Here is a 26,087-nt window from a genome sequence, read left to right as displayed (position 1 = left end):
ACATGAGCACGGGCAGCTTCGCCGTACCGGCATCCCCGCGGCAGGACTTCGCGTCGGGTGTCGTCCATAGCCTGCCCATCGTGGCGGGCGCCATTCCCTTCGGCTTCCTCCTGGGCAGCCTCGCCGCCAAGGCCGGCCTGTCGGCGCTGGACATGGGGCTGATGAGCGCCCTGGTCTTCGCCGGCAGTTCCCAGTTCGTCGCGGTCGAGCTTTTGGACAAGGGCAGCGCCGGGCTGGCGGTGGTCGGCGCCATCCTGCTGGTCAATCTGCGCCACCTGCTGATGGGGGCGACGCTGGAGCCGCGCTTCCGCGGCGTGCCCCGGGCACGGGCGGGGCTGGCGCTGTTCTTCATGACCGACGAGCAGTGGGCGCTGGCGCTGCGCCGCGGACCGGAGTTGTCGCTGGCCTATTGGTACGGTGTGGCGGCGACGCTCTATCTTGCGTGGCTGTCCAGCACGGTGGCCGGGACGCTGGCCGGCGCGCTGATCGCCGACCCCACCGCCTGGGGATTGGATTTCACCTTCATCGCCGTCTTCCTCTGCCTGCTGGCCGGGTTCTGGCGCGGTATCGGATCGCTACCGCCCTGGCTGGCGAGTGCCGCTGCGGCGCTGGCCGTCCATGCGCTGTCCACCGGCGGAACCTGGCACATCCTGGCCGGCGCCCTGGCCGGCGGGGCGGTTGCGGCCCTCCAAGCGAAGGGGCTAGGGAGGACCCGCGATGCCTGAAGCCCTGACTCTGGACTGGAGCGTCTTCGCCATCGTTCTGGGCGGGGGGCTGGTCACCTGGATGACGCGAATCGGCGGACCATGGCTGATCGCGCGGTTGCGGCTGGGTCCGGCGGCGAATGCGGCGCTGGAGGCGACACCCGGCGCGGTGCTGGTGGCCCTGGTGGCGCCGGCCGCAATGTCGCGCCCTTCCGACGCGCTGGCCGCCGCCTTCGTCTGCCTGATCGCCCGGCGCGTGCCGATGGTGGTCGCGGTGGCGGCCGGCGTGGTGGCCGTGGTGGTGCTGCGCCGGCTGATGTGATCTCCCAATGGGCCCCTGTTGCAAACTGCCGTCTGGTGAAGCGCACGGGGGTTGCCTATAAATCGGGAATGACCGACCCGATCTCCGCCCCCGCCGCTCCCGCCCCCGCTCCGGCCGCTTTCGACCCGCACGCCCTGCCGCCGCTGCGCGACGTGATCGCGCGTTTCGGGCTGGAGGCGCGCAAGTCGCTCGGGCAGAATTTCCTGCTCGACCTGAACCTGACGGGGCGGATCGCGCGCTCGGCCAACCTGCCGGCCGGCACCACCGCCATAGAGGTCGGTCCCGGTCCCGGCGGCCTGACCCGCGCGCTGCTGGCGACCAACGCGGTGAAGGTCATCGCCATCGAACGCGACCGCCGCTTCATCGAAGCCCTGGCCGACGTCATCGAGGCCGCGCAGGGCCGCCTGACCATCGTCGAGGCCGACGCCCTGACGGTCGACCCGGAGGAGCTGGCACCGGCCCCGCGCGCCATCGTCGCCAACCTGCCCTACAATGTCGCCACTCCGCTCCTGCTCGGCTGGCTGGCGCGGATCGAGGCCTATGTCAGCCTGACGCTGATGTTCCAGAAGGAGGTCGCCGACCGGCTGGTGGCGAAGCCGGGCAGCAAGGCCTATGGCCGGCTGTCGGTGATCACGCAATGGCGCTCCGATGCCCGCGTGCTGTTCAACCTGCCGCCGCGCGCCTTCACCCCGCCGCCCAAGGTCGAATCGACGGTCGTCCACCTGACTCCGCGCGCCAACCCGGAGCCGGCCGACTGGCGCGCCCTGGAGCAGGTCACCGCGGCCGCCTTCGGCCAGCGCCGCAAGATGCTGCGCCAGAGCCTGAAGTCGCTGGGCAATGCCGAAGCGCTGCTGGAGGAGACCGGCATCGCCCCGACCGCACGGGCAGAGGAGATCGACGTTGCCGGCTTCGCCGCGCTGGCCCGCGCCTTCCGCGTCCGCAACCCACTTGAGAGCCCGGCATGATCCGGGTCAATCCCCGCATCAGCCTGGACGAAAGCGAGTTGCAGGAGGAGTTCGTCCGCGCCTCCGGCCCCGGCGGCCAGCACGTCAACAAGACCGAGACGGCGGTCCAACTGCGCTTCGACGTGCGCCACTCCCCCAACCTGCCCGATCCGGTGCGCTACCGGCTGGAGCGGCTGGCCGGATCGCGCCTCACCCAGGACGGCGTGCTGATCCTGGTGGCCGACCGTCACCGCTCGCAGATGCGCAACCGCGAGGACGCGCGCGAGCGCCTGATCGACCTGATCCGCGAAGCCGCTGCCCCTCCCCCGCCGCCCCGCCGCCCAACCAAGCCGACCAAGGGTTCCAAGGAGCGGCGGCTGGAAGGCAAGGCCAAGCGGTCTGAGGTGAAGAAGATGCGCGGGAACGTGCAGGACTGAGCCGGACACTCACCCGGCATGCCCGCCATGAGACAGGCGCATTGGACGGTTCAACCATCCCGTGCCAGCCTTGCCTTTCGCTTGCCTGCAAAACATTCCCCCGCGAGGACAAATCCGGGGCCGGAGACGTTCGATGAGTCATCCATTCGCCAGCGCCGCCCTGCCGTCGCCGACTTCGGCCCGGCTGTCGGTCGGCTTCGCCTGGGTCGGGCATTCGCTGATGCACATCGTCTCGGCTCTGTTCCTGACCATCGTGCTGGCGCTGGAGACCGAGTGGAAGCTGTCCTATGACGAGCTGATCCGGCTGTGGACGCTGGGCGCCTTCATGATCGGTCTCGGGGCGCCGCTGGCCGGTTGGCTGGGCGACCGCTGGAGTTCGGCCGGCATGATCGCCGTCTTCTACCTGATGACCGGCGCCGGGGCGATGCTGGCCGGGCTGTCGGACGGGCCGGAGATGCTGATGTGGTCGCTGGCCCTGCTGGGGCTGGGGGCGTCGATCTACCACCCCGTCGGCATGGCCTGGATGATGGCGAACGCCGAGAACCGCGGCAAGGCGATGGGCTGGCTCGGCCTGTTCGGAACCTTCGGCGTCGCCACCGCCGCGGTGGTCGCCGGCAGCCTGACGCAATGGCTGAACTGGCGCATGGCCTTCATCATCCCCGGCGCGATCTGCCTCGTGCTCGGCGTCGTGCTGGCCGTGCTGATGATGACCGGCGTGGTTCAGGACCGCCATGCCGACGTGAAGCCGCAGCCCAAGCCGTCGCGCGGCGACGTGGTGCGCGCCTTCTTCGTGCTGTCGCTGACCATGGTCTGCGCCGGGCTGATCTTCAACGCCATGCAGGTGGTGCTGCCCAAGCTGTTCGAGGCGCGGCTGGGCGGCTGGCTCGGCAGCGGCACGCTGGGGGTCGGCGGGCTGGTGACGGCGGTCTACCTGATTTCCGCCCTGCCGCAAATGATCGGCGGCGTGCTAGCCGACCGGCATTCGCTGAAACGAGTCTATGTCCTTTGCCTGCTGGCCCAGATTCCGCTGATGGCCGCGGTGGCCGTCCTGGCCGAGCTGCCACTGGTGGCCGCCGCCGCCTTCGTGGTCATCGCCTCGCAGACGCAGATCCCGGCGGAGAACATGCTGCTGGCCCGCTACACCCCGGACAAGCATCGCGGGCTTGCCTATGGCGCAAAATACATCCTGTCCTTCGGCGCCGGTCCGCTGGCGGTCCAGCTCGTCGCCTGGGTCTATGAGCGCACCGGCGACTTCACCATGCTCTATCTGACCCTGTCGGTGCTGGCCGCCATGGCCTTCGCCGCAGCCCTGCTGCTGCCGGACGACCGCCGCAAGGCCGAACCGGTGGCGGAGCCGGTGCCGGCGGCGGAGTGACCCGCCGCCGGACTTGACCGGTTACGCCAGCGTCTTGTTCAGCGCCTGATCGAGGTCGGCGATGATGTCCTCAGGCGTCTCCAGCCCGATGGACAGGCGGATCACCTCGGGACCGGCGCCGGCCGAGGCCTGGGCCTCCGCCGACAGCTGGCGGTGGGTGGTCGAGGACGGGTGGATGATCAGCGAGCGGGCATCGCCGATGTTGGCGAGGTGGCTGAACAGCTCGACGCTCTCCACCACCTTCACGCCGGCCTCAAAGCCTCCCTTGACGCCGAAGGTCAGCACGGCACCGGCGCCGCGCGGCAGGTACTTCTGCGCAAGCGCACGGTACTTCGACGACTCCAGCCCCGCATAGCTGACCCAGCCGACCGCCGGATGGCCTTCCAGGAACTGCGCCACCTTCAGCGCACTGTCGGCATGGCGCTGCATGCGCAGCGGCAGCGTCTCGATGCCGTTCAGCGTCAGGAAGGCGTTCATCGGCGCCTGGCTCGGCCCGAGGTCGCGCAGGCCAACGGCATGGCCGTGGATGGTGAAGGCGAGATGGCCGAAGGTCTCGTGGAAGCGCAGGCCGTGATAGCCGGGATCGGGCTCGCTCAGCGCCGGGAACTTGCCGGACTTGCTCCAGTCGAACTTGCCGCTGTCCACCACCACGCCGCCGACCGAGGTGCCGTTGCCGGACAGGAACTTGGTGGTCGAATGAACCACCAGGGTGGCGCCCCACTGGATCGGGTTGATCAGGTAGGGCGTCGCCAGCGTGTTGTCGACGATCAGCGGGATGCCGGCATCGTCGGCGATCCTGGCGATGGCCTCGATGTCGGTCACCACGCCGCCGGGGTTGGCAAGGCTTTCGACGAAGATCGCCTTGGTCTTCTCGGTCAGCGCCGCCTTGACGTTGTCCACCGTATCGGTGTCGACGAAGCTGGGCTGCCAGCCGAAGGCGCGCGGGAAGCTGATGCCGAGCTGGTTCAGCGAGCCGCCATAGAGCTTCTTCGAGGCGACGATGTGGTCGCCCGGCGCCATCAGCGGGAACAGGGCCAGCAACTGCGCGGCATGGCCCGACGAGGTCGCGGTGGCGCCGGCGCCGCCTTCCAGATTGGCGAGACGCTCTTCCAGCACCGCCACCGTCGGGTTGGTCAGGCGGGAATAGATGAAGCCGACCTTCTGCAGGTTGAACAGCGAGGCGGCATCGTCGACATTCTCGAAGACGAAGCTGGTGGTCTGGTAGATCGGCGTCTGGCGGGCACCGGTCGCCGGGTCGGGAGCGGCGCCCGCATGGATGGCGCGGGTCTCGAAGCCGAAGCTCTTCTGCTCAGTCATCTGTGTGATTCCCCCAGTTTTTCAGATCAGTTTTTTGAAGGATTTCGTCGGCGCCCTGCGGCGCGTCACCAGCACGTTGGAATTGACCCCGATCCGGCCGATCTCGCCATAGAGGCGCTGGATTTCCATCTTGGGGCAACGGTCCATCACCACGGTCAGGCCGGCGGCCTGGGCCCGTGTCGCCGCTTCGTCGTTGCGCACGCCAAGCTGCATCCACACCACCTTGGCCCCGGCGGCAATCGCCTCGTCCGTCACCCCGCCGGCGGCGGCGGAGTTGCGGAAGACATCGACCATGTCCGGCGGCTCCGGCAGGTCCTTGAGGCTGGCATAGACGGCCAAGCCGAGGATGGTCTGTCCCGCCATCTTCGGATTGACCGGGATGACGGTGTAGCCCTTGTCGCGCAGGTACTTCATCACGAAGAAGCTGGCCTTCACCGGATCGGCACTGGCGCCGACCACGGCGATGCTCTTCGCGCTTTCCAGGACGCCGCGCAGGAAGGCGTCCGTGTAGTCGGCCGGCTCGGTGATCTTGGATTCGCTCATTGCCCGCACCAGACCGGCGTGCGCTTGCCGAGGAAGGCGTCGATGCCCTCGGCGGCATCCTGCGCCATCATGTTCTCGGTCATCACCTTGGCGGCGTAGGCATAGGCGCTTTCCGCGTCCAGATCGATCTGGCGATAGAAGGCCTCCTTGCCGGTGGCGAGAGTCAGGGGCGACTTCGACGCGATCTTGGCGGCGACGCCGGCCACCACCTCGTCCAGCTGGTCGGCCGGCACCGCGCGGTTGACGAGGCCGATGCGCTCCGCCTCCTCGGCGTCGATCAGGTCACCCAGCAGCAGCATCTCCATCGCCGCCTTGCGCCCGACCGCGCGGGTCAGCGCCACCATCGGCGTCGAGCAGAACAGCCCGATGTTGACGCCCGGAGTCGCGAAGCGCGCGTCCTCCTCGCAATAGGCCAGATCGCAGGTCGCCACCAGCTGGCAGCCGGCGGCGGTTGCCACGCCGCGCACCTTGGCGATCACCGGCTGGCGGATGCGGTTGATCGTCAACATCAGGCGCGAGCACTGGGTGAACAGCGCCTCGTACAGGTCACGCGACGGGGCGGCGCGCATCTCCTTCAGGTCGTGCCCGGCGCAGAAGGCCCCGCCGGCCCCGGCCAGCACCACGGCGCGTACGGAGCGATCCTCGTCGATGGCGTCCAGCGCATCCTGCAACGCCGCCATCAGCCCGACCGACAGCGCATTGCGCGCCTTCGGCCGGTTCAGCGTCAGCGTGGCGACCCCGTCGCGGTCCTCGCGCAGGACCAGCGGAGCATGGGGATCGTGGGTGGTGACTGCGGTGCTCATGGTTGTTGTCCTCCCGTGCGTCTTCGGCTTCCGGATTTCGGTTGCGCACCGCGGGCAGCTTAACGCGCCAAGCCTGCAGGCAACACGGGGAACCTGCAAGGCAGGGAGGATGAGACGACATGCTGCAGAGGATTTCAACAAGGATCTCTGTGGAAAACCTTTGAAGTCTTCTTATGGAGTAGGTTTTCGGAAGCAACACAAAACGGCGGGAAAGGGAATACCCACTACTCCTCGTCGCCGTCACCGAGCAGATAGTCGATGTCGCCGCCATCCAGTGCGCTGACCAGTCCCTTGCCCTCGATGGTGGCGTCGGACAGGCTGCCCTTGCGGCGCTGGAGGTCGAGAATGCGCTCTTCCACCGTGTTGGCGGCGATCAGCTTGTAGACGAAGACCGGCTTGTCCTGGCCGATGCGATAGGCGCGGTCGGTCGCCTGATCCTCGGCGGCCGGGTTCCACCAGGGATCGTAGTGGATCACCGTGTCGGCGGCGGTCAGGTTCAGGCCGCGGCCACCGGCCTTGAGGCTGATCAGGAAGACCGGGACCTCCCGGTTCTGGAAGCGGTTCACCGGTTCGGCGCGGTCCAGCGTGCGGCCGGTCAGCTCGACATAGGGAATGGCGGCCTTCTCCAGCTCCAGCTTGATCAGGTCGAGCATGGTGGTGAACTGCGAGAAGATCAGGATGCGCCGGCCTTCCGGCACCATCTCCTTCACCATCTCGGTCAGGGCGTGCAGCTTGGCGCTCGGCCGTGCCTTGCCGCCCAGCGCCGCGATGGATTTCAGCAGGCGCGGGTCGCAGCAGACCTGACGCAGCTTCAAAAGCGCGTCGATCACCGCGATGGCGTTCTGCCCCAGCCCCTTGCCGCTGGCGGCCAGCGCCGCACGCACCGTCTCGTTCACCGACAAGCGGATGGTCTCGTAGAGGTCGCGCTGGTCGCGTTCCAGGTCGATGCGCACCACCACCTCGGTCTTCGGCGGCAGCTCCTTCGCCACCGCCTCCTTGGTGCGGCGGAGCAGGAAGGGGCGGATGCGGCGCATCAGCAGGTTGGCGCGGGTGTTGTCGCCGCGCTTCTCGATGGGCACGCGGTAGCGCTTGCCGAACTCCTTGCGGTCGCCCAGCAGGCCCGGCATCAGGAAGGCGAACTGGCTCCACAGCTCGCCCAGATTGTTTTCCACCGGCGTGCCGGACAGGCAGAGCCGATGCCGCGCCGGCAGCGCCGCCACGGCGCGGGTCGCCTTGCCGTCGGGGTTCTTGATCGCCTGCGCCTCGTCCAGCACGATCATGTGCCAGGTCAGCCGCTTCAGCAGATCGACGTCGCGCGCCACCACGCCATAGGTGGTTACCACAATGTGGGCGCGGTCGATTTCCGACAGCTTGCCGTGACGGTCGATGCCATGCAGCACGACGACGCGCAGATGCGGGGTGAAGCGCTCCGATTCCGCCACCCAGTTCGGCACGAGGCTGGTCGGCACCACCACCAGGCAGGGCTCGGTCAGCCGGCCCTCATGCTCTTCCATGGCGATGTGGGCCAGTGTCTGGGCGGTCTTGCCGAGACCCATGTCGTCGGCCAGGATGCCGGCGACGTTGTTGGCGCGCAGGCTCTGCATCCAGGCAAGGCCGCCGCGCTGGTAGTCGCGCAGCTCCCCCTTGAAGCCCGGCGGCGGGGTCATGTCGCCCGGCATCTCGTCGGCGCGCAGGCGCTGGAGATAGCCGTCGATCTGCGCCGTCTCGTCGCCGCGCCGGGCGATCAGGTCGTCGATGTCCAGCAGCGAATCGGCCTCGGCCAGCGGAACCTTCAGCCGGTCGCCGCTGCTGCGCCCGCTGTCCAGCATCGCTTCCAGCACGCTGAGCAGCCGCTCGATCCGCTCGGCCGGCAGGGCCAGCACGTTGCCGTCGTCGAGAACGATGTGGGCGCGGCCGTCGATGATGCGGGTGGTCGACAGGCCGCCCTTCTCCACCAGCCGGGCCAGGATCGGCAGCAGCGGCTGGCGCTCGCCGTCGATCTCGACACCGACATCCAGGTCGAACCAGCCATCGCCGGCATCGCGCACGGCGACCTCGACCTCGGCGCCCGGTTCGATCACCTTGGTGCCGAAATCGGCGCCGACCTCCATGATCCAGCCGGCCTTGGTCAGGGCGGGGACCTCGTTGGTCAGGAAATGCTGCCAGCGCTCCTCGACGTCCCGGCCGGTCAGCCAGTGGACGCGGGAGCCGCGGGCGTTCAAGGCGCCTTTCGGCGGCTCGATGCGCGCCTGGGCGAATCCGAGGCCGGACAGCCGGTCCAGCGCCGCCTGCTCGTCGGCCTTGTCGCGGCGGACGAAGGTGACCTCATTGAACTCATCCTCGTAGCGGGCGAACTGGCGCTGGTCGTCGGGCTCGATCTCCACCGCATTGCCGGGCTCGCCATAGTCGAAGGACAGGCGCAGCACGTCGACCAGCCCATCGGCCGGCGTCACCACGCGGCCAAGGCGGGCGATGATGCGGGGGGAGCGCTCGACGATGGCCGCGGCATCCGCCGCTCCGCTGCGCACGCCGGGAATGCCGCTGTCGCGGAAGCTAGGCGTGGAAATAGACGGAGGTGGCGGAGCGATGCGCGGCATCGACGCGACACCACCGCGCGACGGGCCGAACAGGCGCGACGGGGTGGCCTTCGACGGCACCGGCGGCGGCGGCGGGGCGGGCGGTACCGGCTTGGCCTTCGGCACCTCCACCACCTGGAGATCGACCGGGAAGACAGTGCCGGTGGCGCTGTCGACGCACCAGTAGGACTGGCCCTTCACCAGCACGCTGCGCTCAGGCAGACCGGTCGGGCGCAGCTTGCGCGTGGCCGGGTCGCGGAAGGTGCGGACGGTGCGGCCCGGCGCCTCGGCCAGCGGGGTGCCGTCACGCCAGCGCAGCCGGCCGGTGGAGAGCAAGCGACGCAGCAGGCGATCCACCGCCTCGCCCCGGCTCTTGGCGACGGGGGTGCGCTCCGTACCGCCGCCGCCGAGCAGCCGGGCGATGGCGCGGTCGGCATCGCCGTCCAGCGAGCGCGGCGCCTTGGCCAGCACGTCGCGCGGGGTGGCGGGGCTGCCGTCGGCCTCCCCCTCCGCCACGAACTCCGCCAGGATGTAGCAGGCCACATCGCCCTGCCCCGGCTCCAGCGTCCAGCGCAGGCTGCGCACCGGCTCCGGCTTCGGGGCCGGAGGTGGCGGAGGGGGTGGCGCCACGCTGCGGACCGGCGGCGGAACCGGCGGACGGACCAGGGTGAGCGGGGGCTTGGGAGCAACCGGCGGCACAGGAGGCGATGCGGGAGACGGCGCCGATGGCTGTACGGTGGCCGCAGCGGCCGGCGGGGACGCGAGCGGAACCGGAGGTGGCGGCGGCGGGGCGAGCGGCGCCTTCACGTCGGCCACGTCGAACAGGGAGGCGCGGCGCCATTCCGGACGGCTTTCCAGTGCCAGCATCGCCGCCGCCGCCATATGGGCGCAGGCGTTGCGGCCACAGGAACAGGTGCGGTCGAGCACCACGCCGCGCTTGCCCTGAACCGGGGTCACCGTCACCGACAGCCGGCGGCCGAGGTCGCTGACCTCCGCCTCGATCCGGTCGCTGCCGGGCGCACCCAGCGCCACCGCACCCGTCATCATCAGCGTGCGGCCGCGCTGCAGCGTCTTGGCATCGAAGACGCGCGTCAGGTCATCCTGACCGAAGGGGACGGCGGCGCCACCCGACGAAGGGCCACGCGGCAAGGCATCAAAAAGCGACATGCGGTGCGGGGGTGACCAGGGCAGTTTGGATGGGTTGGGCGCGAAAACGGAACGGAACGGAACGGAACGGAACGGAACGGAAACGGGGCGTCGGTATAGGATCTTACGCAGCGCAGCGCAAGCCTTTGGCTTGAGCAGTGACGTGAACGGCGCCGTGTTGCCGGGACCGTGCGCGGCCGTCCGTCATAACACAGGATGCCGCCGGCTTCACCCCGGTTGGTGAGTTATCCGCGGCTGCCGGGAAACACGTGGCCGGCCAGCTCGCACAGGCCGGCCCCGCTGCCGAGCTGATGGGCGGCCCAGCGGATGGTCCCTTCGACAAAGGACGGGTCGCCGGCATGGACCAGCAGGGCGAGCCCGAGCACCATCGCACCCGCCAGCCAGGGAGAGGGACGCAGCCGCGGGGCGCCGTCCTTGCGGCTGCTCCACAGGAACAGCAGGGCCGACAGCCCGCCGATGGTCAGCCCGGCCACCACCTCCGCCCCGGAATGGGCCGAGACGGCGACGCGCGAGGCCCCGATGGCCAGCACCAGCGCCACCGCCGCCAGCGGCAGACCGATGCGCAGCCAGCGCGATTCAGCATTGCGCGCGGCCAGTGCCGACACCGACCCGTAGAAGACGGCGGAAAAGGCAGCATGGCCGCTGGGGCTGATGAAGCGGTCACCGGCGAACAGCGAGGGGAACAGCGGAAAGTCCGGCAGGCCGCAGCCATGCCCGATCAGCTTCAGCACGACCATCGCGCCAAGGCAGAGCGCCAGGGCCAGCAGCCAGCGCAGCGCCAGCGGCGCCGAGTGGTGCCGCCACAGCGCGGTCGCATAGAGGGCGGACAGTGGAACGAGGAGGCTGCTGCTGCCCAGATGGGTGATGGCGCCGCTGGCGGTGGCGAGCATCGGATCCCCAATGATGCCGGTGGAAAGGAACGGCTTTGCCACATGGTGCGGCGCAGCAGGGACAGCAAGGGGACGAAAAAGGGGTGCGGACGCCTGGGTCCGCCCCTCAACCTTCCAGCTGGTCGGCGCGGGCGTCGGCGATCACGCAGTTGCGGCCAGAGCGCTTGGCCTCGTACAGCGCCTCGTCGGCCCGGCGGACCAGACCCTCGGCGGTATCGCCCAGCCGGCCGCCGATGGAGATGCCGATCGACACCGTCACGTTGATCTCGCCGCGGTCGGCCGAGACGGCGAAGGGGAAGTCAGCGATGCGCGAGCGCAGGCGCTCGGCGACGATCAGCGCCGCTTCGCCGTCGGTGTCCGGCAGGATGACGATGAATTCCTCGCCGCCCAGCCGGGCGACGAGGTCGAAGGTGCGCAGGTTGCGGCTGGCGCGGGCGGAAACCTCGCGGAGCACCTCGTCGCCGATGGCGTGGCCGTAGGTGTCGTTGACCACCTTGAAATGGTCGATGTCGAACATCAGCACCGACACCGGCTTGTGGCTGTCGATGGCGCGCTCCAGCAGCCGGGGCAGATGGGCGTTGACGTAGCGGCGGTTGAAGACGCCGGTCAGGCTGTCGGTCAGCGCCATCGACAGGCTCTGCTCGTAATTGGAGCGCAGCCGTTCCTGATAGCGCTTGCGCCGAATCTGGGTGCGGGCGCGGGCCAGCAGTTCGTTCCGGTCGACCGGCTTGATGACGTAATCGTTGGCGCCGAGTTCCAGCCCCTTCGCCACCTGCCCAAGGTCGCCGTCGTCGACCATCAGCAGGATCGGCACCTGCCGGGTGCGTTCGTGCGAGCGCAGCTGCGAACAGAGCCGCAGACCATCCTCGTTCAGCAGGGTCAAGCTGACCACCACCAGATCGAGCGGGCTGCCCAGCGCCCGTTCCAACGCCTTGGCGCAGGTGTCGGCGGAGGTCACCGTGTTGTGGTCGCGCTCCAGCGTGTCCGTGATCTTTTCGAGGTCGAGGGCGGAATCCTCCAGCACCAGCACGCTTGCGCGCTCGAAGGACTCGCTCAGCATGGTGCCGCTGCGCTCGATGACGCCGAACTGGCCCGACGTGGTCTCGCGCAGGCGCCACTCGTCCATCATCATCTTCAGCCGCACCAGCGAGCGGACGCGCGCGAACAGCGCGATGTCGTTCACCGGCTTGGTCAGGAAATCGTCGGCTCCCGCCTCAAGCCCGCGGACGCGGTCGGCGATGTCGGACAGCGCCGTGACCATCACCACCGGGATGTGCATGGTGGCGGGGTCGGAACGGATCTTCTCGCAGACCTCGAACCCGTCCATGCCCGGCATCATGACGTCCAGCAGGACGATGTCGGGCGATTCCGTCCGCACCATCTCCAGCGCGTCGGGTCCGTTGAAGGCGGTCAGCACATTGAAGTATTCGCGCGTCAGCTTTGCCGCGAGCAGCTTCACGTTGGGCAGAACGTCATCGACAACAAGGACACGCGCGGACATCGGAAGGGAAATCCTGCAGAATTGGTACAGATGAAAGCGACTTACCCGAGAAACTTCTTGACCGTTTCAAGAAATTTCACGACCGAGATGGGCTTCGCCACATAATCCTCGCAGCCGCCCTGACGGATTTTCTCTTCGTCGCCCTTCATGGCGAAGGCTGTGACGGCGACGACCGGAATGCTCTTCAACTCCGGATCGTCCTTGATCCAGCGGGTGACCTCCAGCCCCGACACTTCGGGAAGCTGGATGTCCATCAGGATCAGGTCGGGACGATGCAGGCGGGCCAGACGCATCGCCTCCATGCCTTCGCGGGTCTGCAGCGTGCCATAGCCGTGGGCCTCGAGCAGGTCATGAAAGAGCTTCATGTTCAGCTCGTTGTCCTCGACGATGAGGACGGTCTTGGTCGGCTTACCACCGGTCTCCAATGGTCCGCACGGCTCCGCTGGCATGCATCCTCCCTGGGTGTGACCCCCGCGTTCACGCTGTCCCGTTCACGCGGTCCGATGCCGCACCGTGCGCACCGCGGACGCGCTCCCCCCGGCCGGCGGGCCGAAGTCGCGGTTGCGGGACCGCAGATCCGGTATACCCCCTTTCTGATTAGGTCGCGACGGTTAAATAGTCGTTACCGAACCGCTCGCCGGCATCCCTTATCGGACTGCGATCACCCTGTCGGGAAACGGAAAACCGCCCGCGGCGGACGCGGGCGGTCTCGATTGTCCGGAACGGCAATGACGGGCAGCGCCGGCCTTCTCAGGCCGCCCGCTTCGCCTTGCGCTTGGCGTCGCGGCGGCGGGCTCCCTTGGCGCCATACATCATGGCGTCGGCGCGGCGCATCACTTCGTCCTCGCTGTCCTCGGCGCCATAGGGCTGGGTGCCGACGGAGAAGCGGACCGGCAGGCTCTGGCCACCCCACTCCACATGGGTGGCATCGGCGATGGCGGCCAGCTGGCGGGCGCGGGCGAGGCCGTTGGCGGTGTCGGTGTTGGTCAGCAGCACGGCGAACTCGTCGCCACCCAGCCGGGCGACGACATCCTCCTGCCGGACATTGCCGACGATCATGCGGGCCACCTGCCGCAGATAGGCGTCGCCGGCGACATGGCCATGGGTGTCGTTGATGGCCTTGAAGCCATCCAGGTCGATCATGACCAGCAGCCCGCCGGCGGTGCCGGTGCGCCGGGCCGAGGCCAGTTCGCGCCGGAAGTGGCTGTAGAAGCCACGCCGGTTCAGGAGGCCGGTCAGCTCGTCCGTCATCGTCAGGCTTTCCAGGTAGGCGATGCGCTCCTGCAACTCGACGATCGTCTCCTTTGCCTCGGCGAGCAACGCGATCGTCTCGTCCAGCGTCTGGCGCTCTGTCCCCCGCAGAAGCCCGACGCGCGAGGCCAGCGCGACCGGTGACCAGCCTGCCGGCACGTCGAAACGGTCGGCGGCATGATGCTTCAGGTCCAGGGCGGCGACGATGGCGTTCATGGGGTCGGCTCCTCAGATGAAGGTCGGAACACTTCGCCTTTCTCCAAGCAACCCCCGTGCCAACCCGTCGCACCCCGGAGATACCAAGCATTTTATGCATTTCCGGCGGATTGCGCCCGTGGATCATTCGGCAGGGGTGGAGCCTCTTTCCCACCAGACCGGAATCTTCTGCCCACTCCAATCGTTCGGGGGAGGAAATCCCTGCCGGGAGTGCCGGGCAAAGGATCGCAGGCAGGGGATCGCAGCCAGTGGAGGGCAGGCAGCGGAGGGCGGCCGGCAAAAGGCTCCACCCTCCCTTCACACCACCCGGTCCGGCGCCGGCCGGCCGGCCGTCGCCGCGTCGACATTGTCCAGCGCCTTGAACCCCATGGCGTTCCGCGTCTCCACCGTGGCGCTGCCCAGATGCGGCAGCAGGAAGGCGTTCGCCAGGTCGCGGTAGCCGGGATGCAGATTCGGCTCGTTCTCGAACACGTCGAGCCCGGCCGCCGCGAGGCGCCCGCGCTTCAGCGCGTCGATCACCGCGCCGTCATCCACTACGCTGCCGCGCGCGGTGTTGATCAGGATGGCGCCGGGCGGCAGCCGCTCGATCCGGTCGGCGTTCAGCCAATGTCGGGTTTCCGCCGTGGCCGGGAAATGAAGCGACAGAACATCGCACACCGGCAGCATCGCCTCGGGATCGGCATGATAGATGGCGCCCAGTTCCAGCTCCGGGGCCAAGCGGCGGCGGTTGCTGTAATGGATGGCCATGCCGAAGGCGCGGGCGCGGGCCGCCACCGCCTGTCCGATGCGGCCCATGCCGACGATGCCAAGCCGCTTGGCCCCGACATGGGTGCCCATCAGCTGGGTCGGTGTCCAGCCGGTCCAGGCATTGGCGCGGATCATCCGCTCGCCCTCCGAGGCGCGCCGCGCCGCCCCCAGCAGCAAAAGCAGGGCGATGTCGGCGGTGGCGTCGGTCAGCACGTCCGGCGTGTTGGTGACGGTCAGGCCGCGGGCGCGCGCCGCCTCCAGGTCGATGTGGTCGGTCCCGACCGAGAAGGTCGCCAGCACCCGAACGCTCTGCGGCAGGGCGGCGATGGCGGCGGCATCCAGCCGGTCGCCGGCACAGCAGAGCACGGCATCGGCCCCGGCCTCCGCGGCGCGGGCGGCGATCTCCTCGCCGCTGAAGGCGCGGTCCTCCGGATTGAGCACCGCCCGGTAGTCGCGCGACGCCCGCGCCTCCACCGCGTCGGGAAGGCGGCGGGTCAGCAGCAGCACGGGGCGCCCGGCGGAGCGGGAGACGGGACTGTCCGACTGCGTCACGGGCTGCACCTCGGCAGGGCTTGTCATTCCGGCGGTTCCCTTCCATTGATAGGACATTCGGGTGGCGGGCCTTTCGGACCGCGGCAAAAACACCCATACTCCACCAAGAGCCGTCAATCACCTGTGGATCCCGTCTTGCTCGACCGTCTCTCTGCCCTCCCGGCAACCGTTGGTGCGGTCTTCGCAGCCGCCGTTTCCGCCGGTGCGCTTCTCGCGGCCTCCCCTGCCCTGGCTCAGCCGGCCGCGACCTCGCTGGCGGCGGTGGCGGCAAAGATCCAGCCCCACCGGGCGATCTACGCCATGTCGCTGGGGTCGGCACGCAACGGCTCGAAGGTCAGCGACGTCCGCGGCCGCATGATGTTCGAATGGGCCGACGCCTGCGACGGCTGGACGACGGAGCAGCGCTTCCAGCTGCGCTTCGTCTACAGCGAGGGCGAGGACATGGCGATGAACACCAACTACACGACGTGGGAGGCGAAGAACGGCCTGCGCTACCGCTTCAACGTCCGCAAGCTGGTGAACGGCGAGGTCGACGAGGAGGTGCGCGGCGAGGCGAACCTGGGCGAAGGCGGCGGCGGCAGCGCCCAGTTCACCAAGCCCGATCCGCAGGAGATGGAGTTGCCGGCCGGAACCATGTTCCCGACCGCCCACACGCTGGCGATCCTGGACCATGCCGAACGCAAGGAGCCCTTCTTCACCCGCACAATCTTCGACGGCTCCGACGCGGAGGGCCCGACCGAGGTGTCGACCGTCGTCGGCAAGCCCGGTGCGCCGAAGGATTCGGCCAAGGATCCGTTGCTGAAGGTGGGCAAGGCCTGGCCGGTCCGTATGGCCTTTTTCCCGGTGCAGAGCGATTCGGCCCAGCCGGAATATGAGATGAGCCTGCATCTGCTGGAAAACGGCATCGCCGAGTCCATGCAGATCGACTATGGCGATTTCACCGTCAACGCCGTGCTGGAAAAGATCGAGGCTCTGCCGAAATCGGGGTGCTGAGAAGCCGGTCGGCCGAGGGGGCCGGCCGTGACATTTCACCCAGCATTTACCGGCCTATGGGATATTCGACGGTTTCCCTGTTGATCGCGACTTGTTGCTGCGTTTAACTGTCGGTTGAATTTTGCGCAACAGGCCGGCGCCTCCATGGGCGACCGGCCGTCCGAGGGTTTTCCGTCATGAGCAAGAAGCATGTCCAGATCGGGCAGGTTTTCCAACCGGTCGGCAGCGCCGCCGGCCGCGGTTGGCGGGTGACGGCAACGGTCAACCTGCTGGGCATCCCCCACGCCCGCGTCGTCAGCACCGAGGACGAGGGCGTCTCGAAGACCCTGAGCTGTTCGGTCCTCGCCGACACCAGCCATTACCGCCTGATCGCCTCGGCCCCGGCCGATGGGATGGCGGCGTAAGAACCACTTGTTTTCGGGCAAGTCATTCGCCCTGTCCCGCGCGTCGGCGTAGGACGGGGCGAAATCGCTTTGCCTATTCCTCTCCCCGCCGCTCGCGCAGCTTGGCCCAATAGTCCAGCCGCTTGCGCAGATCGCGCTCGAAACCGCGCTCCACCGGCTGGTAGAACTCGCGCCGCGCCATCCCGTCGGGGAAATAATTCTGGCCGGAAAAGCCTTCCGCCGTGTCGTGGTCGTACTCGTACCCCTTGCCGTAGCCGATGGTCTTCATCAGCTTGGTCGGCGCGTTCAGGATATGCTTGGGCGGCATCAGCGAGCCGGTCTCCTTCGCCGCCCGCACCGACGCCTTGTAGGCGGTATAGCCGGCGTTCGACTTCGGCGCCGTCCCCAGATAGATGACCAGCTGTGCCAGGGCCAGTTCGCCCTCCGGGCTGCCCAGCCGTTCATAGGCCTCCCACGCGGCAACCGCCTGGGTCAGGGCGTTGGGGTCGGCCAGCCCGATATCCTCCACCGCGAAGCGGGTCAGACGCCGCGCGATGTAGCGCGGGTCCTCCCCACCGTCCAGCATGCGGCTGTACCAGTAAAGCGCAGCGTCGGTGTCGGATCCGCGCAGCGACTTGTGCAGGGCGCTGATGAGATTGTAGTGCCCTTCCTGCGACTTGTCGTAGAGCGGGGCGCGGCGCTGGATGGTGGCGGCGAGCGCGTTGGTGTCGAGCATTGTCTCGCCCGGCAGCGCGAACAGTTCCTCGCACAGGTTCAGGCAGAAACGGCCGTCGCCATCGGCCATCGCCTTCACCGCGGCCCGCGCGTCGGCGTCCAGCGGCAGCGGCCGGCCCATCTCGACCTCGGCCCGCGACAGCAGCTTCTCCAGCGCGGTGTCGTCCAACCGGTTGAGCACGAACACCTGCGCCCGCGACAGCAAGGCGGCGTTCAGCTCGAAGGACGGGTTCTCGGTGGTGGCGCCGACCAGCGTGACGGTGCCGTCCTCGACGAAGGGCAGGAAGCCATCCTGCTGCGACCGGTTGAAGCGATGGATCTCGTCGATGAACAGCAGCGTCCCCTGCCCCGCCACCCGGCGGGCCCGCGCGGCGTCGAAGACCTTGCGCAGGTCGGCGACGCCGGAGAACACCGCCGACAGCGGCTCGAAATGCAGGTCGGTGCTGTGGGCCAGCAGGCGGGCGATGGTGGTCTTGCCGCAGCCGGGCGGCCCCCACAGGATCATGGAGGCCAGCCGCCGCGCCGCGACCATGCGGCCCAGCGGTCCGTCGGGCTTCAGCAGATGGTCCTGCCCGACGACCTCGTCCAGCGTGCGCGGGCGCAGCCGGTCGGCGAGCGGACGGGGAGCCGCCGCCGAGAACAGCCCGGCATCCCCGCCCGACTCGCCGCGTTTTGCCATGATCGCCGCCTCAGCGCACCGAGGTGCAGCGCTGGTAGCACTGCCTCAACTGATAGCTGCAATTGTCGGTCGGGCTGAAGGGAGTCGAGTCGGTGCGGTCGATGCCACCCTGGTTGCGGGCCGCGACCGAATCCATGCAGGAATTGTGGCTGCGCTCGCACTGGGCTTGGCAGGACGCACCGGCACCGGTGCCCCCGTCGATCCGCAGCGACTGGTCGTCAGCGCCGGCGCGCGGGGTGGACGGTCCCGGGACCACGGTGACGGTGGGCGCCGGGCCGGCGGCGGGGCGCGAGGCCGGATCGGCGCAGGCCGACAGACCGAGCAGGGCCACGGCCACAAGCGGGGCAACGAGACGGACCGGACGGAACATAGCCACGACGGCTCCTATTGTTCTTGTTGTGGAAATGGCCTTTGGCATGACGGAATGCCACACCCCTCTGGACCATCCCCCATTCGGTCCCCACTATGCCGATATCGGCATCAAGAAGGGAATGACTGAAATGACACCGGAATCGGACGGCAGACCGACACGCAACCGGCCGCGCCACCGGTCCTTGCGGCTGCTGCTTGCCCTGCTCGTCCTCGGCCTCGTCATGCTGGCCTCGCGCGTGCTGGCCCTGCCCAACATCGGCATGGGCGAGATGATCGTGCCGCTGCTGGGCGGTCTGTTCGTGGCGGTCGCCATCGTGCTGATCGTGCGCCGCGACCGTGCCGACCGCGACGCCCTGCCGCCGTCCCGGCGGGACCGCCAGGACCAGGGCATGCCGGATTGATCGGCCTGGACTGATCTGGAGGGCCCGGTTAGACGAACTTGAAGCTGAGGAGGCCGCCGACCACCACGACCAGCAGGACGGTGGCCACCAGCATCAGGCGCTTTTCGATGATGTGCTGAACCTGCGGACCGTAGAAGTGCAGCAGGATGGCGATCATGTAGAATCGGGAAAAGCGCGCGACGATGGAACAGAGGATGAAGACCGTCAGGTCGAGATGGGCGAAGCCGGCGGTGATCGTCAGCAGCTTGTAGGGGATCGGCGTCACCCCCTTCAGGATCAGGAACCAGGGGCCGAACTCGGAGAACATCTCCTGGAAATGCTGGAACGACTCCTGCGCATTGTAGAAGTCGATGATCATCCGCCCGACGCTCTCGAACAGATAGAAGCCGAGCGCATAGCCCAGCATTCCGCCGAGCAGCGACGCAAAGGCGCAGATGTTGGTGTAGAACCACAGCCTCTTCGGCTTCTCCAGACACATCGGCACCAGCATCACGTCCGGCGGCAATGGGAAGAAGGAGCTTTCGGCAAAGGAGATCGCCGACATCCACCAGACGGCATCGTCGCGGGCGGACAGGCGCTGGAGGCGTGTGTAAAGAGAACGCAACATTTGACCGGCCACAAATGAGAAAACCCTTCCTCCGGCGAACCGGAGGAAGGGCTTAATATATCACCGATATCGGCGATCCCGTCCTGTGCGATACGGGGCCCTGGGACCCGATGCCGCACAGGGCGTGAGACCGGCGCGACTGCCGGTCATGTTACTCGGCGGTCTCGCCTTCGGCCTCGGCAACGTCCTGCGTCGGGCCGGAGTTCTGACCCTTGGCCGAAACGTCACGCTCGACCAGCTCGAACACCGCCATGTCGGCGGCGTCGCCGTAGCGGAAGCCGGCCTTCAGGACGCGGCTGTAGCCACCCTGACGGTCCTTGTAGCGGTCGGCCAGGACGGTGAACAGCTTGGTCACCGTCTCGTTGTCGCGCAGCTGGGCGAAAGCCAGACGACGGTTGGCCAGGCCACCCTTCTTGCCGAGCGTGATCAGCTTGTCGACGATCGGACGCAGGTCCTTCGCCTTCGGCAGGGTGGTGGTGATCTGCTCGTGCTTGATCACCGCGTTCGCCATGTTCGAGAACATGGCCTTGCGGTGGCTGCTGGTCTTGCTGAACTTACGTCCCGAAACGCCGTGACGCATGGCGGTCCTCCTTCATGGCATGGCCCCCCTCGGGGAGCCGATCGTGAACCCCGCCGCCCAGTCGTAATGCTGGTACGGCAGCCGGGTCGGGCCGTGGCGGCCCTGGGGAATGCGCCCCTCCCGCCCGAAGGCGGACGGGGCGCGGCAAAATGCTGAGATGCTTAGTACGGCTCTTCCAGACGCTTGGCCAGCTCTTCGATGTTCTCCGGCGGCCAGTTCGGGATTTCCATACCGAGGTGCAGGCCCATCTGGGACAGCACTTCCTTGATCTCGTTCAGCGACTTGCGGCCGAAGTTCGGGGTGCGGAGCATTTCCGCCTCCGTCTTCTGCACCAGATCGCCGATGTAGACGATGTTGTCGTTCTTGAGGCAGTTGGCCGAACGGACCGACAGTTCCAGCTCGTCCACCTTGCGGAGCAGGTTCTTGTTGAACGGAACCTCCTCGTGCTTCTCCTCGGAGACGGCGTGCGTCGGCTCCTCGAAGTTGATGAACAGCTGCAGCTGGTCCTGCAGGATGCGGGCGGCGAGAGCCACCGCGTCGTCCGGCTTGACCGAACCGTTGGTCTCCACCGTCATCGACAGGCGGTCATAGTCGGTGACCTGCCCGACGCGGGCATTGTCGACCTTGTAGGACACCTTGCGCACGGGCGAGAACAGGGCGTCGATCGGAATCAGGCCGATGGGGGCGTCTTCCGGACGGTTCTGGCTGGCCGGGACGTAGCCCTTGCCGGTCTCGACCGTCAGTTCCATGTTCAGCCGCGCGCCGTTGTCCAGCGTGCAGATGATCAGTTCCGGATCCATGACCTGGATGTCGGGACCGGTCTCGATCATGCCGGCCTTGACCTCGCCCGGGCCTTCGGCACGCAGGCGCATGCGCTTCGGGCCGTCGCCGCCCATGCGCAGACCCATCGTCTTGATGTTCAGGACGATGTCGGTCACGTCCTCGCGGACGCCGGGGATGGACGAGAACTCGTGCAGCACGCCGTCGATGTGGATCGACGTGACGGCGGCACCCTGCAGAGAGGAGAGCAGGATGCGGCGCAGCGCGTTGCCGAGCGTCAGACCGAAGCCGCGCTCCAGCGGCTCGGCGACCACGGTCGCGAAGCGGTCGGCGTCGTCACCGGGCTGGATGTCCAGCTTGCTCGGCTTAATCAGTTCCTGCCAGTTCTTCTGAAGCACGGATAGACCTCAAGATGCCATCGGGTGAACACGAACCCGCGGGGCCCGAGCCGTTCCCATGCTGAGGGGGCCGCGATGGCTGCGGCCCCCTGTCCCGGAACGGTCGTTCCCCGCGGGTGCGGAAACAGAACTAAATCAGACGCGACGCTTCTTCGGCGGGCGAACCCCGTTGTGCGGGATCGGCGTGACGTCGCGGATCGACGTGATCTGGAAGCCGATCGACTGCAGGGCGCGGAGCGCGGACTCACGCCCCGAACCCGGACCCTTCACTTCGACTTCCAGGGTCTTCATGCCGTGTTCCTGGGCCTTGCGGCCAGCGTCCTCGGCGGCGACCTGGGCGGCGTAGGGCGTCGACTTGCGCGAACCCTTGAAGCCCATGGTGCCCGACGACGACCAGGCAATGGTGTTGCCCTGCGCGTCGGTGATGGTGATCATCGTGTTGTTGAACGAGGCGTTCACATGAGCGACGCCAGCGGTGATGTTCTTGCGCTCGCGACGACGCAGGCGCTGAGAAGCGGCGGAGGGCTTGGCCATTTTGCGTTCGTCCTCTTACTTCTTCTTGCCGGCGATCGGCTTGGCCGGACCCTTGCGGGTGCGGGCGTTCGTGTGGGTGCGCTGGCCGCGGACCGGCAGGCCCTTGCGGTGACGCAGGCCACGGTAGCAGCCCAGATCCATCAGACGCTTGATGTTCATGGCGACTTCGCGACGAAGATCGCCCTCGACGCGGTAGTCGGCGTCGATGGTCTCGCGGATCTTCAGGACTTCGTCGTCCGTCAGCTCGTTCACGCGACGCTCGGCCGGGATTTCCAGCTTCGCGCAGATTTCCTTGGCCTTGAAGGGGCCGATGCCATGGATGTAGGTCAACCCGATCTCCACGCGCTTCTGCGCGGGGATGTTGACGCCAGCAATACGCGCCACGCTACTCTCCTCAGTCTCGATATCTCAACGGCAGCCCGTCGGGCCGCCTACACACCGAGCAAATCCCGCCCGACACAAGGCCGGGGCCGGGAACGCACAATGTTACCCGCCACCCACGCAGGGCGGCGAGAGGGTGCGACTATAGGAAAACCCTGGAACTTGTCAAGACCGATTGCGGGCAACGTCCGGACACCCCGTCATGCGGCGCAGCCCCGTGCATCAACGGCAGCCGCGATGGGCTTGCAGCGGCACCAGGAATGACGGATGGCGGACCCGGTCGTTCTACAGATCGGTTCCCGCCCGGCGATTGCGGATCGCATCGGCCTGCGCCCGAACCCGCGTCAGATGCGGATTGATCTTCAGCGCCGCGTCGAAGGCGCGCAAAGCAGGCTTCTCATCGCCCAACGCCAGATACACCAGCCCCAACTCCACCAGCGCTCCGAAATGGCGGGGCTCCAGCGACAGCGCGTGATGCAGGTCCAACATGGCGCCGCGGTAGTCGCCCAGCATGTAGTGGGTGGCGGCGCGCTTGTTCCACCCTTCCGCATAGGACGGGTCGCGGGCGACCACGGCGTCGAAGGCGTGCAGGGCCGAATCATAGTCGTCGCCGTTCAGGCTGTTCACCCCGGCACGCATGTCGCGCACCATCACCGGGTCGGGATGATCGAGCCAGAAGTCCCAGATATGCTCCTCCACCGATTCGGCATAGGTCGCGTCGGTGGTGGTGTTCAAAGCCTGGAAAAGACTGTCCAGACGCATGTTCCCCTGCCCTGCCCCGGCCGGTACCCCGAGGGTCAGCGTCAAAAGCACAGTCAAGGAAAAGAAGCGTCGAATCGTCATGCTCCAAATTTGGGCACGGATTCGACAAACTGCCAACTATTTTTTGGTTGCAAAACGATAATGAATTGGTCATTGGCCGCCGCCCCGGCGCGTTAGGCTGCCGACCTATGTCCCTTATGCCGTCGGTGCAGGCGAAGGGTCGGCCTGGAACGGAAGGCCTTATGCCCCTGTTTCCATCCTCCGCCCCTTGAAACGGCGAACGGCCGGCGGATTGCTCCGCCGGCCGTCTGCTTTACCGGATGTCTCCCGATTGCCAGCCCCGAAAAGTCGGAGCCAAGCGATCAGGCGGCCTTGTTGCGGCCGGCCACGATTTCGTCGGTGACGTTGCGCGGCACCGGCTCGTAGTGGCTGAACTCCATCGTGTAGGACGCACGGCCCGAGGTCATGCCGCGCAGCTGGCCGATGTAGCCGAACATTTCGTTCAGCGGGACATTGGCCTCGACGGCGATGTTCGACCCACGCTCCAGCTGGCCCAGGACGGTGCCGCGACGACGGTTCACGTCGCCGATGACGTCGCCCAGGTAGTCGTCGGGGGTGACGATCTCGACCTTCATGACCGGCTCGAGCAGGATCGGGCCGGCCTTCGGCAGAGCCTCGCGGAAGCAGGCCTTGGCGGCGATTTCGAACGTCAGGGCGTTCGAGTCGACGTCGTGGTACTTGCCGTCCACCAGGCGGGCGCTGAAGTCCACAGTCGGGTAGCCGGCGAGGACGCCGTCTTCCTTCTGCATCTCCAGACCCTTCTTGACCGAGGGCACATATTCGCGCGGAACCGTGCCGCCGACGGTCTCGTCGAGGAACTCGAAGCCCTCGCCCCGCTCGCGCGGCGCGAAGACGATCTTCACCTCGGCGAACTGGCCCGAACCGCCGGTCTGCTTCTTGTGGGTGTAGGTGTATTCGACCGGCTTGGTGATCGTCTCGCGGTAGGCGACCTGGGGCTTGCCCATGTTGCCTTCCACGCCGAACTCCGTGCGCATGCGGTCGAGCGTCACTTCCAGGTGCAGCTCGCCCATGCCGCGCAGGATGGTCTGGCCGGTTTCACGGTCGGTCTCCAGGCGGAGCGACGGATCGGCGCGGACCATCTTGCCGAGCGCGATCGAGAACTTCTCCTGCTCGCCCTTGGTCTTCGGCTCGACCGAGACGCTGATGACGGGGTCCGGGAAGCGCATGCGCTCCAGGATGACCGGCGCGGAGGCGTCGCACAGCGTGTCACCGGTCTCGGTCTCCTGCAGGGAGACGAGCGCGATGATGTCGCCGGCGCGGGCTTCCTCGATCGGGTTGGCGTCCTTCGCGTACATCTCGACCATGCGGCCGATCTTCTCGCGCTTGCCGCGGGTCGAGTTCAGGATCGACATGCCCTTGGTCAGCACGCCCGAGTAGACGCGCACGAAGGTCATCGAGCCGTAGGTGTCGTTCAGCACCTTGAAGGCCAGCGCCGAGAAGGGCGCGTCGTCGGAGCTGAGACGCTCGCCGTTCGGGTTGCCGTCCTCGTCCACCGTCTTGATCGCCTCGACGTCGGTCGGGGCCGGCAGCAGATCGACGACCGCGTCCAGAACCTGGCAGACGCCCTTGTTCTTGTAGGACGAGCCGCAGAGCACCGGCGTGAAGGCGCTGGTGATGGTGCCCTTGCGCAGGCAGGCGCGCAGCACGTCGGCCGACGGCTCCTCACCGCTCTCCAGATAGGCTTCCATCGCCGCGTCGTCCTGCTCGAGCGCAGTGTCGACCAACTCGGCGCGCAGCGCCGGGATGCTGGCGATGTTGTCGAGGTCTTCCTTGACGCTCAGGTTGAGCTTCTGGGCGAGATCGTCAGTGATCTCCCAGATCTCCCACTTGGCATCCTTGTCGTCCGAGAACCAGACATAGGCCTTCATCTCGACCAGATCGACCATGCCGCGGAAATTGTCTTCCGAGCCGAGCGGAACCTGGATGCAGACCGGACGCGCGTTCAGGCGGCTCTTGATCATGCTGACGCAACGCTGGAAGTTCGCGCCCGAACGATCCATCTTGTTGACGTAGCAGATGCGCGGCACGTTGTAGTTGTCGGCCAGACGCCAGTTGGTCTCCGACTGCGGCTCCACGCCGGCGACGCCGTCGAACACCACCACCGCGCCGTCGAGCACGCGGAGCGAGCGGTTCACCTCAATGGTGAAATCCACGTGGCCCGGGGTGTCGATGACGTTGATCTTCTTCTCGCGCCAGAAGGTCGAAACCGCGGCCGACTGGATGGTGATGCCGCGCTTCTGCTCCTGCTCCATGTAGTCGGTCGTCGTCGACGTCTTCAGATCCTTCGTCTCGTGGACGTCGATGATCGTGTGCTTGCGACCGGTGTAGTACAGAATGCGCTCGGTGGTCGTCGTCTTGCCCGCGTCGACGTGGGCGATGATGCCGATGTTCCGAATGTCAGACAGTGGCGTTTGGCGCGGCATGTTGCGGTTCCATTGCAGTAACGCGACAACCGAAGCGCGACCGTCAGGGGTCGTCCGCTTCGGCGGCAGAGGTTGGTCGGGGTTTTACGGGCGATCTGTTAAGGCGTCATTAACATTCCGTAAACCGACAAGCAATTTGTCGGAATATTGAAGCGCGCGGCCCTCACAGCGTTCGGGCCACGCCGGCACACCCCAACCGAGGCTGCCGGGTCGCCCCGTTTCCGCCGCCTTATTTAGCAGCGGTGACCTGAATTTCAACGAGATACTGGGGTGCGGCCAGCTTGGCTTCCACCGTGGCGCGGGCCGGCGGATTGGCCGGATCGACCCAGGCGTCCCAAGCCTTGTTCATCGCGCCGAAGCTGGCGATGTCGGCCAGATAGATGGTGGTCGACAACAGCTTGCTCTTGTCGCTGCCCGCTTCCGCCAGCAGGGCGTCGATCTGGGCCAGGATCTGGATGGTCTGACGCTCGACGTCGGGCGTCGGCTCGTCGGCGACCTGACCGGCGAGATAGACCGTGTCCTTGTGGACGACCATCTGGCTCATGCGCGGTCCGGTGTGGAAGCGCTGGATCGACATGACGGAAAGACTCCGGGTTCCGGGGGCTGAAAAAGATGCGGGTACGTCTATGCCAT

The 26,087-nt window shown here is 67.4% G+C and carries 27 protein-coding genes; 8 read left to right on the top strand and 19 right to left on the bottom strand.

Going from position 1 to position 26,087, the window contains the following annotated elements; genetic code table 11:
* Positions 1-2 precede the first annotated feature (2 nt).
* The 5 genes from TSH64_RS25360 to TSH64_RS25340 all read left to right on the top strand — a co-directional run bounded on the left by TSH64_RS25360 (position 3) and on the right by TSH64_RS25340 (position 3,782).
* Positions 3-725: an AzlC family ABC transporter permease gene (locus TSH64_RS25360; RefSeq protein WP_109449275.1), complete on the top strand. Its 723-nt coding sequence runs from the start codon at positions 3-5 to the stop codon at positions 723-725.
* On the top strand, positions 718-1,026 hold the full coding sequence (locus TSH64_RS25355) for an AzlD domain-containing protein (protein ID WP_109449273.1): 309 nt from the start codon (positions 718-720) through the stop codon (positions 1,024-1,026). Before TSH64_RS25360 ends, TSH64_RS25355 begins: the two co-directional genes overlap by 8 nt.
* A 68-nt stretch (positions 1,027-1,094) precedes the next feature.
* Positions 1,095-1,991: a 16S rRNA (adenine(1518)-N(6)/adenine(1519)-N(6))-dimethyltransferase RsmA gene (gene rsmA / locus TSH64_RS25350; RefSeq protein ID WP_109449271.1), complete on the top strand. Its 897-nt coding sequence runs from the start codon at positions 1,095-1,097 to the stop codon at positions 1,989-1,991.
* Positions 1,988-2,407, top strand: coding sequence for an alternative ribosome rescue aminoacyl-tRNA hydrolase ArfB (gene arfB, locus TSH64_RS25345; protein WP_109049835.1), 420 nt, complete (start codon positions 1,988-1,990; stop codon positions 2,405-2,407). The genes rsmA and arfB overlap by 4 nt, the downstream gene beginning before the upstream one ends.
* A 133-nt stretch (positions 2,408-2,540) precedes the next feature.
* A complete protein-coding gene (locus tag TSH64_RS25340; RefSeq protein ID WP_109449269.1) occupies positions 2,541-3,782 on the top strand; it encodes an MFS transporter in 1,242 nt (413 codons plus the stop codon).
* A 21-nt stretch (positions 3,783-3,803) separates the two neighbouring features.
* Here TSH64_RS25340 and TSH64_RS25335 read toward each other — a convergent pair whose 3' ends face one another.
* The 9 genes from TSH64_RS25335 to TSH64_RS25295 form a co-directional block, all read right to left on the bottom strand.
* A complete protein-coding gene (locus tag TSH64_RS25335) occupies positions 3,804-5,099 on the bottom strand; it encodes an O-acetylhomoserine aminocarboxypropyltransferase (protein WP_109449267.1) in 1,296 nt (431 codons plus the stop codon).
* 21 nt (positions 5,100-5,120) lie between these two features.
* Positions 5,121-5,642 (bottom strand): CoA-binding protein, encoded by a 522-nt coding sequence (locus tag TSH64_RS25330; protein ID WP_109449265.1) that lies wholly within the window; start codon positions 5,640-5,642, stop codon positions 5,121-5,123.
* Positions 5,639-6,445, bottom strand: coding sequence for an enoyl-CoA hydratase (locus tag TSH64_RS25325; RefSeq protein WP_109449263.1), 807 nt, complete (start codon positions 6,443-6,445; stop codon positions 5,639-5,641). The genes TSH64_RS25330 and TSH64_RS25325 overlap by 4 nt, the downstream gene beginning before the upstream one ends.
* 224 nt (positions 6,446-6,669) lie before the next feature.
* Positions 6,670-10,188 carry a DEAD/DEAH box helicase gene (locus tag TSH64_RS25320; protein ID WP_109449261.1) on the bottom strand — a complete coding sequence of 1,173 codons (3,519 nt, stop codon included), beginning with the start codon at positions 10,186-10,188 and terminating at the stop codon, positions 6,670-6,672.
* 224 nt (positions 10,189-10,412) lie between these two features.
* Positions 10,413-11,078, bottom strand: coding sequence for a phosphatase PAP2 family protein (locus TSH64_RS25315; RefSeq protein WP_109449259.1), 666 nt, complete (start codon positions 11,076-11,078; stop codon positions 10,413-10,415).
* 106 nt (positions 11,079-11,184) lie between these two features.
* Positions 11,185-12,579, bottom strand: coding sequence for a PleD family two-component system response regulator (locus TSH64_RS25310; protein WP_109449256.1), 1,395 nt, complete (start codon positions 12,577-12,579; stop codon positions 11,185-11,187).
* A 41-nt stretch (positions 12,580-12,620) separates the two neighbouring features.
* Positions 12,621-13,028 (bottom strand): response regulator, encoded by a 408-nt coding sequence (locus TSH64_RS25305; protein WP_098739544.1) that lies wholly within the window; start codon positions 13,026-13,028, stop codon positions 12,621-12,623.
* A 301-nt stretch (positions 13,029-13,329) separates the two neighbouring features.
* Positions 13,330-14,046, bottom strand: coding sequence for a GGDEF domain-containing protein (locus TSH64_RS25300; protein WP_109449254.1), 717 nt, complete (start codon positions 14,044-14,046; stop codon positions 13,330-13,332).
* Between the two features lie 297 nt (positions 14,047-14,343).
* The gene (locus tag TSH64_RS25295; RefSeq protein ID WP_247873141.1) at positions 14,344-15,372 is read right to left on the bottom strand and encodes a D-glycerate dehydrogenase; all 1,029 of its coding nucleotides are present in this window, start codon (positions 15,370-15,372) and stop codon (positions 14,344-14,346) included.
* A gap of 108 nt (positions 15,373-15,480) precedes the next feature.
* Here TSH64_RS25295 and TSH64_RS25290 point away from each other — a divergent pair, with 108 nt between their 5' ends.
* Both TSH64_RS25290 and TSH64_RS25285 read left to right on the top strand, forming a co-directional pair.
* Positions 15,481-16,338 carry a cell envelope integrity EipB family protein gene (locus tag TSH64_RS25290; RefSeq protein ID WP_109453023.1) on the top strand — a complete coding sequence of 286 codons (858 nt, stop codon included), beginning with the start codon at positions 15,481-15,483 and terminating at the stop codon, positions 16,336-16,338.
* A 176-nt stretch (positions 16,339-16,514) separates the two neighbouring features.
* Positions 16,515-16,742, top strand: coding sequence for a hypothetical protein (locus TSH64_RS25285; protein ID WP_109449252.1), 228 nt, complete (start codon positions 16,515-16,517; stop codon positions 16,740-16,742).
* Positions 16,743-16,815: 73 nt separating this feature from the next.
* Here the strand turns inward: TSH64_RS25285 and TSH64_RS25280 are convergent, their stop codons facing one another.
* Together TSH64_RS25280 and TSH64_RS25275 are read right to left on the bottom strand one after the other, a co-directional pair.
* Positions 16,816-18,135 carry a replication-associated recombination protein A gene (locus TSH64_RS25280; RefSeq protein WP_109449250.1) on the bottom strand — a complete coding sequence of 440 codons (1,320 nt, stop codon included), beginning with the start codon at positions 18,133-18,135 and terminating at the stop codon, positions 16,816-16,818.
* Positions 18,136-18,145: 10 nt separating this feature from the next.
* Positions 18,146-18,511: a hypothetical protein gene (locus TSH64_RS25275; RefSeq protein ID WP_146208068.1), complete on the bottom strand. Its 366-nt coding sequence runs from the start codon at positions 18,509-18,511 to the stop codon at positions 18,146-18,148.
* A 124-nt stretch (positions 18,512-18,635) separates the two neighbouring features.
* Between TSH64_RS25275 and TSH64_RS25270 the strand changes: the two genes are divergently transcribed.
* Positions 18,636-18,908, top strand: coding sequence for a hypothetical protein (locus TSH64_RS25270; RefSeq protein WP_146208067.1), 273 nt, complete (start codon positions 18,636-18,638; stop codon positions 18,906-18,908).
* Between the two features lie 28 nt (positions 18,909-18,936).
* Here the strand turns inward: TSH64_RS25270 and TSH64_RS25265 are convergent, their stop codons facing one another.
* From TSH64_RS25265 to TSH64_RS25230, 8 genes are all read right to left on the bottom strand, one after another.
* The gene (locus tag TSH64_RS25265) at positions 18,937-19,515 is read right to left on the bottom strand and encodes a YqaA family protein (RefSeq protein ID WP_098739538.1); all 579 of its coding nucleotides are present in this window, start codon (positions 19,513-19,515) and stop codon (positions 18,937-18,939) included.
* Positions 19,516-19,666: 151 nt separating this feature from the next.
* Positions 19,667-20,095, bottom strand: a complete 429-nt coding sequence (rplQ, locus tag TSH64_RS25260; protein WP_109049822.1) for a 50S ribosomal protein L17 — start codon at positions 20,093-20,095, stop codon at positions 19,667-19,669.
* 161 nt (positions 20,096-20,256) lie between these two features.
* Positions 20,257-21,273 carry a DNA-directed RNA polymerase subunit alpha gene (locus TSH64_RS25255; RefSeq protein WP_098739536.1) on the bottom strand — a complete coding sequence of 339 codons (1,017 nt, stop codon included), beginning with the start codon at positions 21,271-21,273 and terminating at the stop codon, positions 20,257-20,259.
* 135 nt (positions 21,274-21,408) lie between these two features.
* On the bottom strand, positions 21,409-21,807 hold the full coding sequence (gene rpsK / locus TSH64_RS25250; protein ID WP_012974490.1) for a 30S ribosomal protein S11: 399 nt from the start codon (positions 21,805-21,807) through the stop codon (positions 21,409-21,411).
* A 15-nt stretch (positions 21,808-21,822) separates the two neighbouring features.
* Positions 21,823-22,191, bottom strand: coding sequence for a 30S ribosomal protein S13 (gene rpsM, locus TSH64_RS25245; protein WP_012974491.1), 369 nt, complete (start codon positions 22,189-22,191; stop codon positions 21,823-21,825).
* A gap of 282 nt (positions 22,192-22,473) precedes the next feature.
* The gene (locus tag TSH64_RS25240; protein ID WP_247873140.1) at positions 22,474-22,950 is read right to left on the bottom strand and encodes a tetratricopeptide repeat protein; all 477 of its coding nucleotides are present in this window, start codon (positions 22,948-22,950) and stop codon (positions 22,474-22,476) included.
* Between the two features lie 362 nt (positions 22,951-23,312).
* Positions 23,313-25,454 (bottom strand): elongation factor G, encoded by a 2,142-nt coding sequence (gene fusA / locus TSH64_RS25235; RefSeq protein WP_109449242.1) that lies wholly within the window; start codon positions 25,452-25,454, stop codon positions 23,313-23,315.
* Between the two features lie 229 nt (positions 25,455-25,683).
* Positions 25,684-26,031, bottom strand: coding sequence for a RidA family protein (locus tag TSH64_RS25230; protein ID WP_063634880.1), 348 nt, complete (start codon positions 26,029-26,031; stop codon positions 25,684-25,686).
* Positions 26,032-26,087 lie beyond the last annotated feature (56 nt).

The organism is Azospirillum sp. TSH64, from assembly GCF_003116035.1.
In the GTDB taxonomy this organism is placed as follows: domain Bacteria; phylum Pseudomonadota; class Alphaproteobacteria; order Azospirillales; family Azospirillaceae; genus Azospirillum.
This window is presented reverse-complemented; position numbering and strand designations above follow the sequence as displayed.

What these genes read in the sequence shown, in the direction of transcription:
- TSH64_RS25360 (WP_109449275.1), top strand. Translation starts at nt 3, where the DNA reads ATGAGCACGGGCAGCTTCGCCGTACCGGCATCCCCGCGGCAGGACTTC.
- TSH64_RS25355 (WP_109449273.1), top strand. Translation starts at nt 718, where the DNA reads ATGCCTGAAGCCCTGACTCTGGACTGGAGCGTCTTCGCCATCGTTCTG.
- rsmA (WP_109449271.1), top strand. Translation starts at nt 1,095, where the DNA reads ATGACCGACCCGATCTCCGCCCCCGCCGCTCCCGCCCCCGCTCCGGCC.
- arfB (WP_109049835.1), top strand. Translation starts at nt 1,988, where the DNA reads ATGATCCGGGTCAATCCCCGCATCAGCCTGGACGAAAGCGAGTTGCAG.
- TSH64_RS25340 (WP_109449269.1), top strand. Translation starts at nt 2,541, where the DNA reads ATGAGTCATCCATTCGCCAGCGCCGCCCTGCCGTCGCCGACTTCGGCC.
- TSH64_RS25335 (WP_109449267.1), bottom strand. Translation starts at nt 5,099, where the DNA reads ATGACTGAGCAGAAGAGCTTCGGCTTCGAGACCCGCGCCATCCATGCG.
- TSH64_RS25330 (WP_109449265.1), bottom strand. Translation starts at nt 5,642, where the DNA reads ATGAGCGAATCCAAGATCACCGAGCCGGCCGACTACACGGACGCCTTC.
- TSH64_RS25325 (WP_109449263.1), bottom strand. Translation starts at nt 6,445, where the DNA reads ATGAGCACCGCAGTCACCACCCACGATCCCCATGCTCCGCTGGTCCTG.
- TSH64_RS25320 (WP_109449261.1), bottom strand. Translation starts at nt 10,188, where the DNA reads ATGTCGCTTTTTGATGCCTTGCCGCGTGGCCCTTCGTCGGGTGGCGCC.
- TSH64_RS25315 (WP_109449259.1), bottom strand. Translation starts at nt 11,078, where the DNA reads ATGCTCGCCACCGCCAGCGGCGCCATCACCCATCTGGGCAGCAGCAGC.
- TSH64_RS25310 (WP_109449256.1), bottom strand. Translation starts at nt 12,579, where the DNA reads ATGTCCGCGCGTGTCCTTGTTGTCGATGACGTTCTGCCCAACGTGAAG.
- TSH64_RS25305 (WP_098739544.1), bottom strand. Translation starts at nt 13,028, where the DNA reads ATGCCAGCGGAGCCGTGCGGACCATTGGAGACCGGTGGTAAGCCGACC.
- TSH64_RS25300 (WP_109449254.1), bottom strand. Translation starts at nt 14,046, where the DNA reads ATGAACGCCATCGTCGCCGCCCTGGACCTGAAGCATCATGCCGCCGAC.
- TSH64_RS25295 (WP_247873141.1), bottom strand. Translation starts at nt 15,372, where the DNA reads ATGACAAGCCCTGCCGAGGTGCAGCCCGTGACGCAGTCGGACAGTCCC.
- TSH64_RS25285 (WP_109449252.1), top strand. Translation starts at nt 16,515, where the DNA reads ATGAGCAAGAAGCATGTCCAGATCGGGCAGGTTTTCCAACCGGTCGGC.
- TSH64_RS25280 (WP_109449250.1), bottom strand. Translation starts at nt 18,135, where the DNA reads ATGGCAAAACGCGGCGAGTCGGGCGGGGATGCCGGGCTGTTCTCGGCG.
- TSH64_RS25270 (WP_146208067.1), top strand. Translation starts at nt 18,636, where the DNA reads ATGACACCGGAATCGGACGGCAGACCGACACGCAACCGGCCGCGCCAC.
- TSH64_RS25265 (WP_098739538.1), bottom strand. Translation starts at nt 19,515, where the DNA reads ATGTTGCGTTCTCTTTACACACGCCTCCAGCGCCTGTCCGCCCGCGAC.
- rplQ (WP_109049822.1), bottom strand. Translation starts at nt 20,095, where the DNA reads ATGCGTCACGGCGTTTCGGGACGTAAGTTCAGCAAGACCAGCAGCCAC.
- rpsK (WP_012974490.1), bottom strand. Translation starts at nt 21,807, where the DNA reads ATGGCCAAGCCCTCCGCCGCTTCTCAGCGCCTGCGTCGTCGCGAGCGC.
- TSH64_RS25240 (WP_247873140.1), bottom strand. Translation starts at nt 22,950, where the DNA reads ATGCGTCTGGACAGTCTTTTCCAGGCTTTGAACACCACCACCGACGCG.
- fusA (WP_109449242.1), bottom strand. Translation starts at nt 25,454, where the DNA reads ATGCCGCGCCAAACGCCACTGTCTGACATTCGGAACATCGGCATCATC.
- TSH64_RS25230 (WP_063634880.1), bottom strand. Translation starts at nt 26,031, where the DNA reads ATGTCGATCCAGCGCTTCCACACCGGACCGCGCATGAGCCAGATGGTC.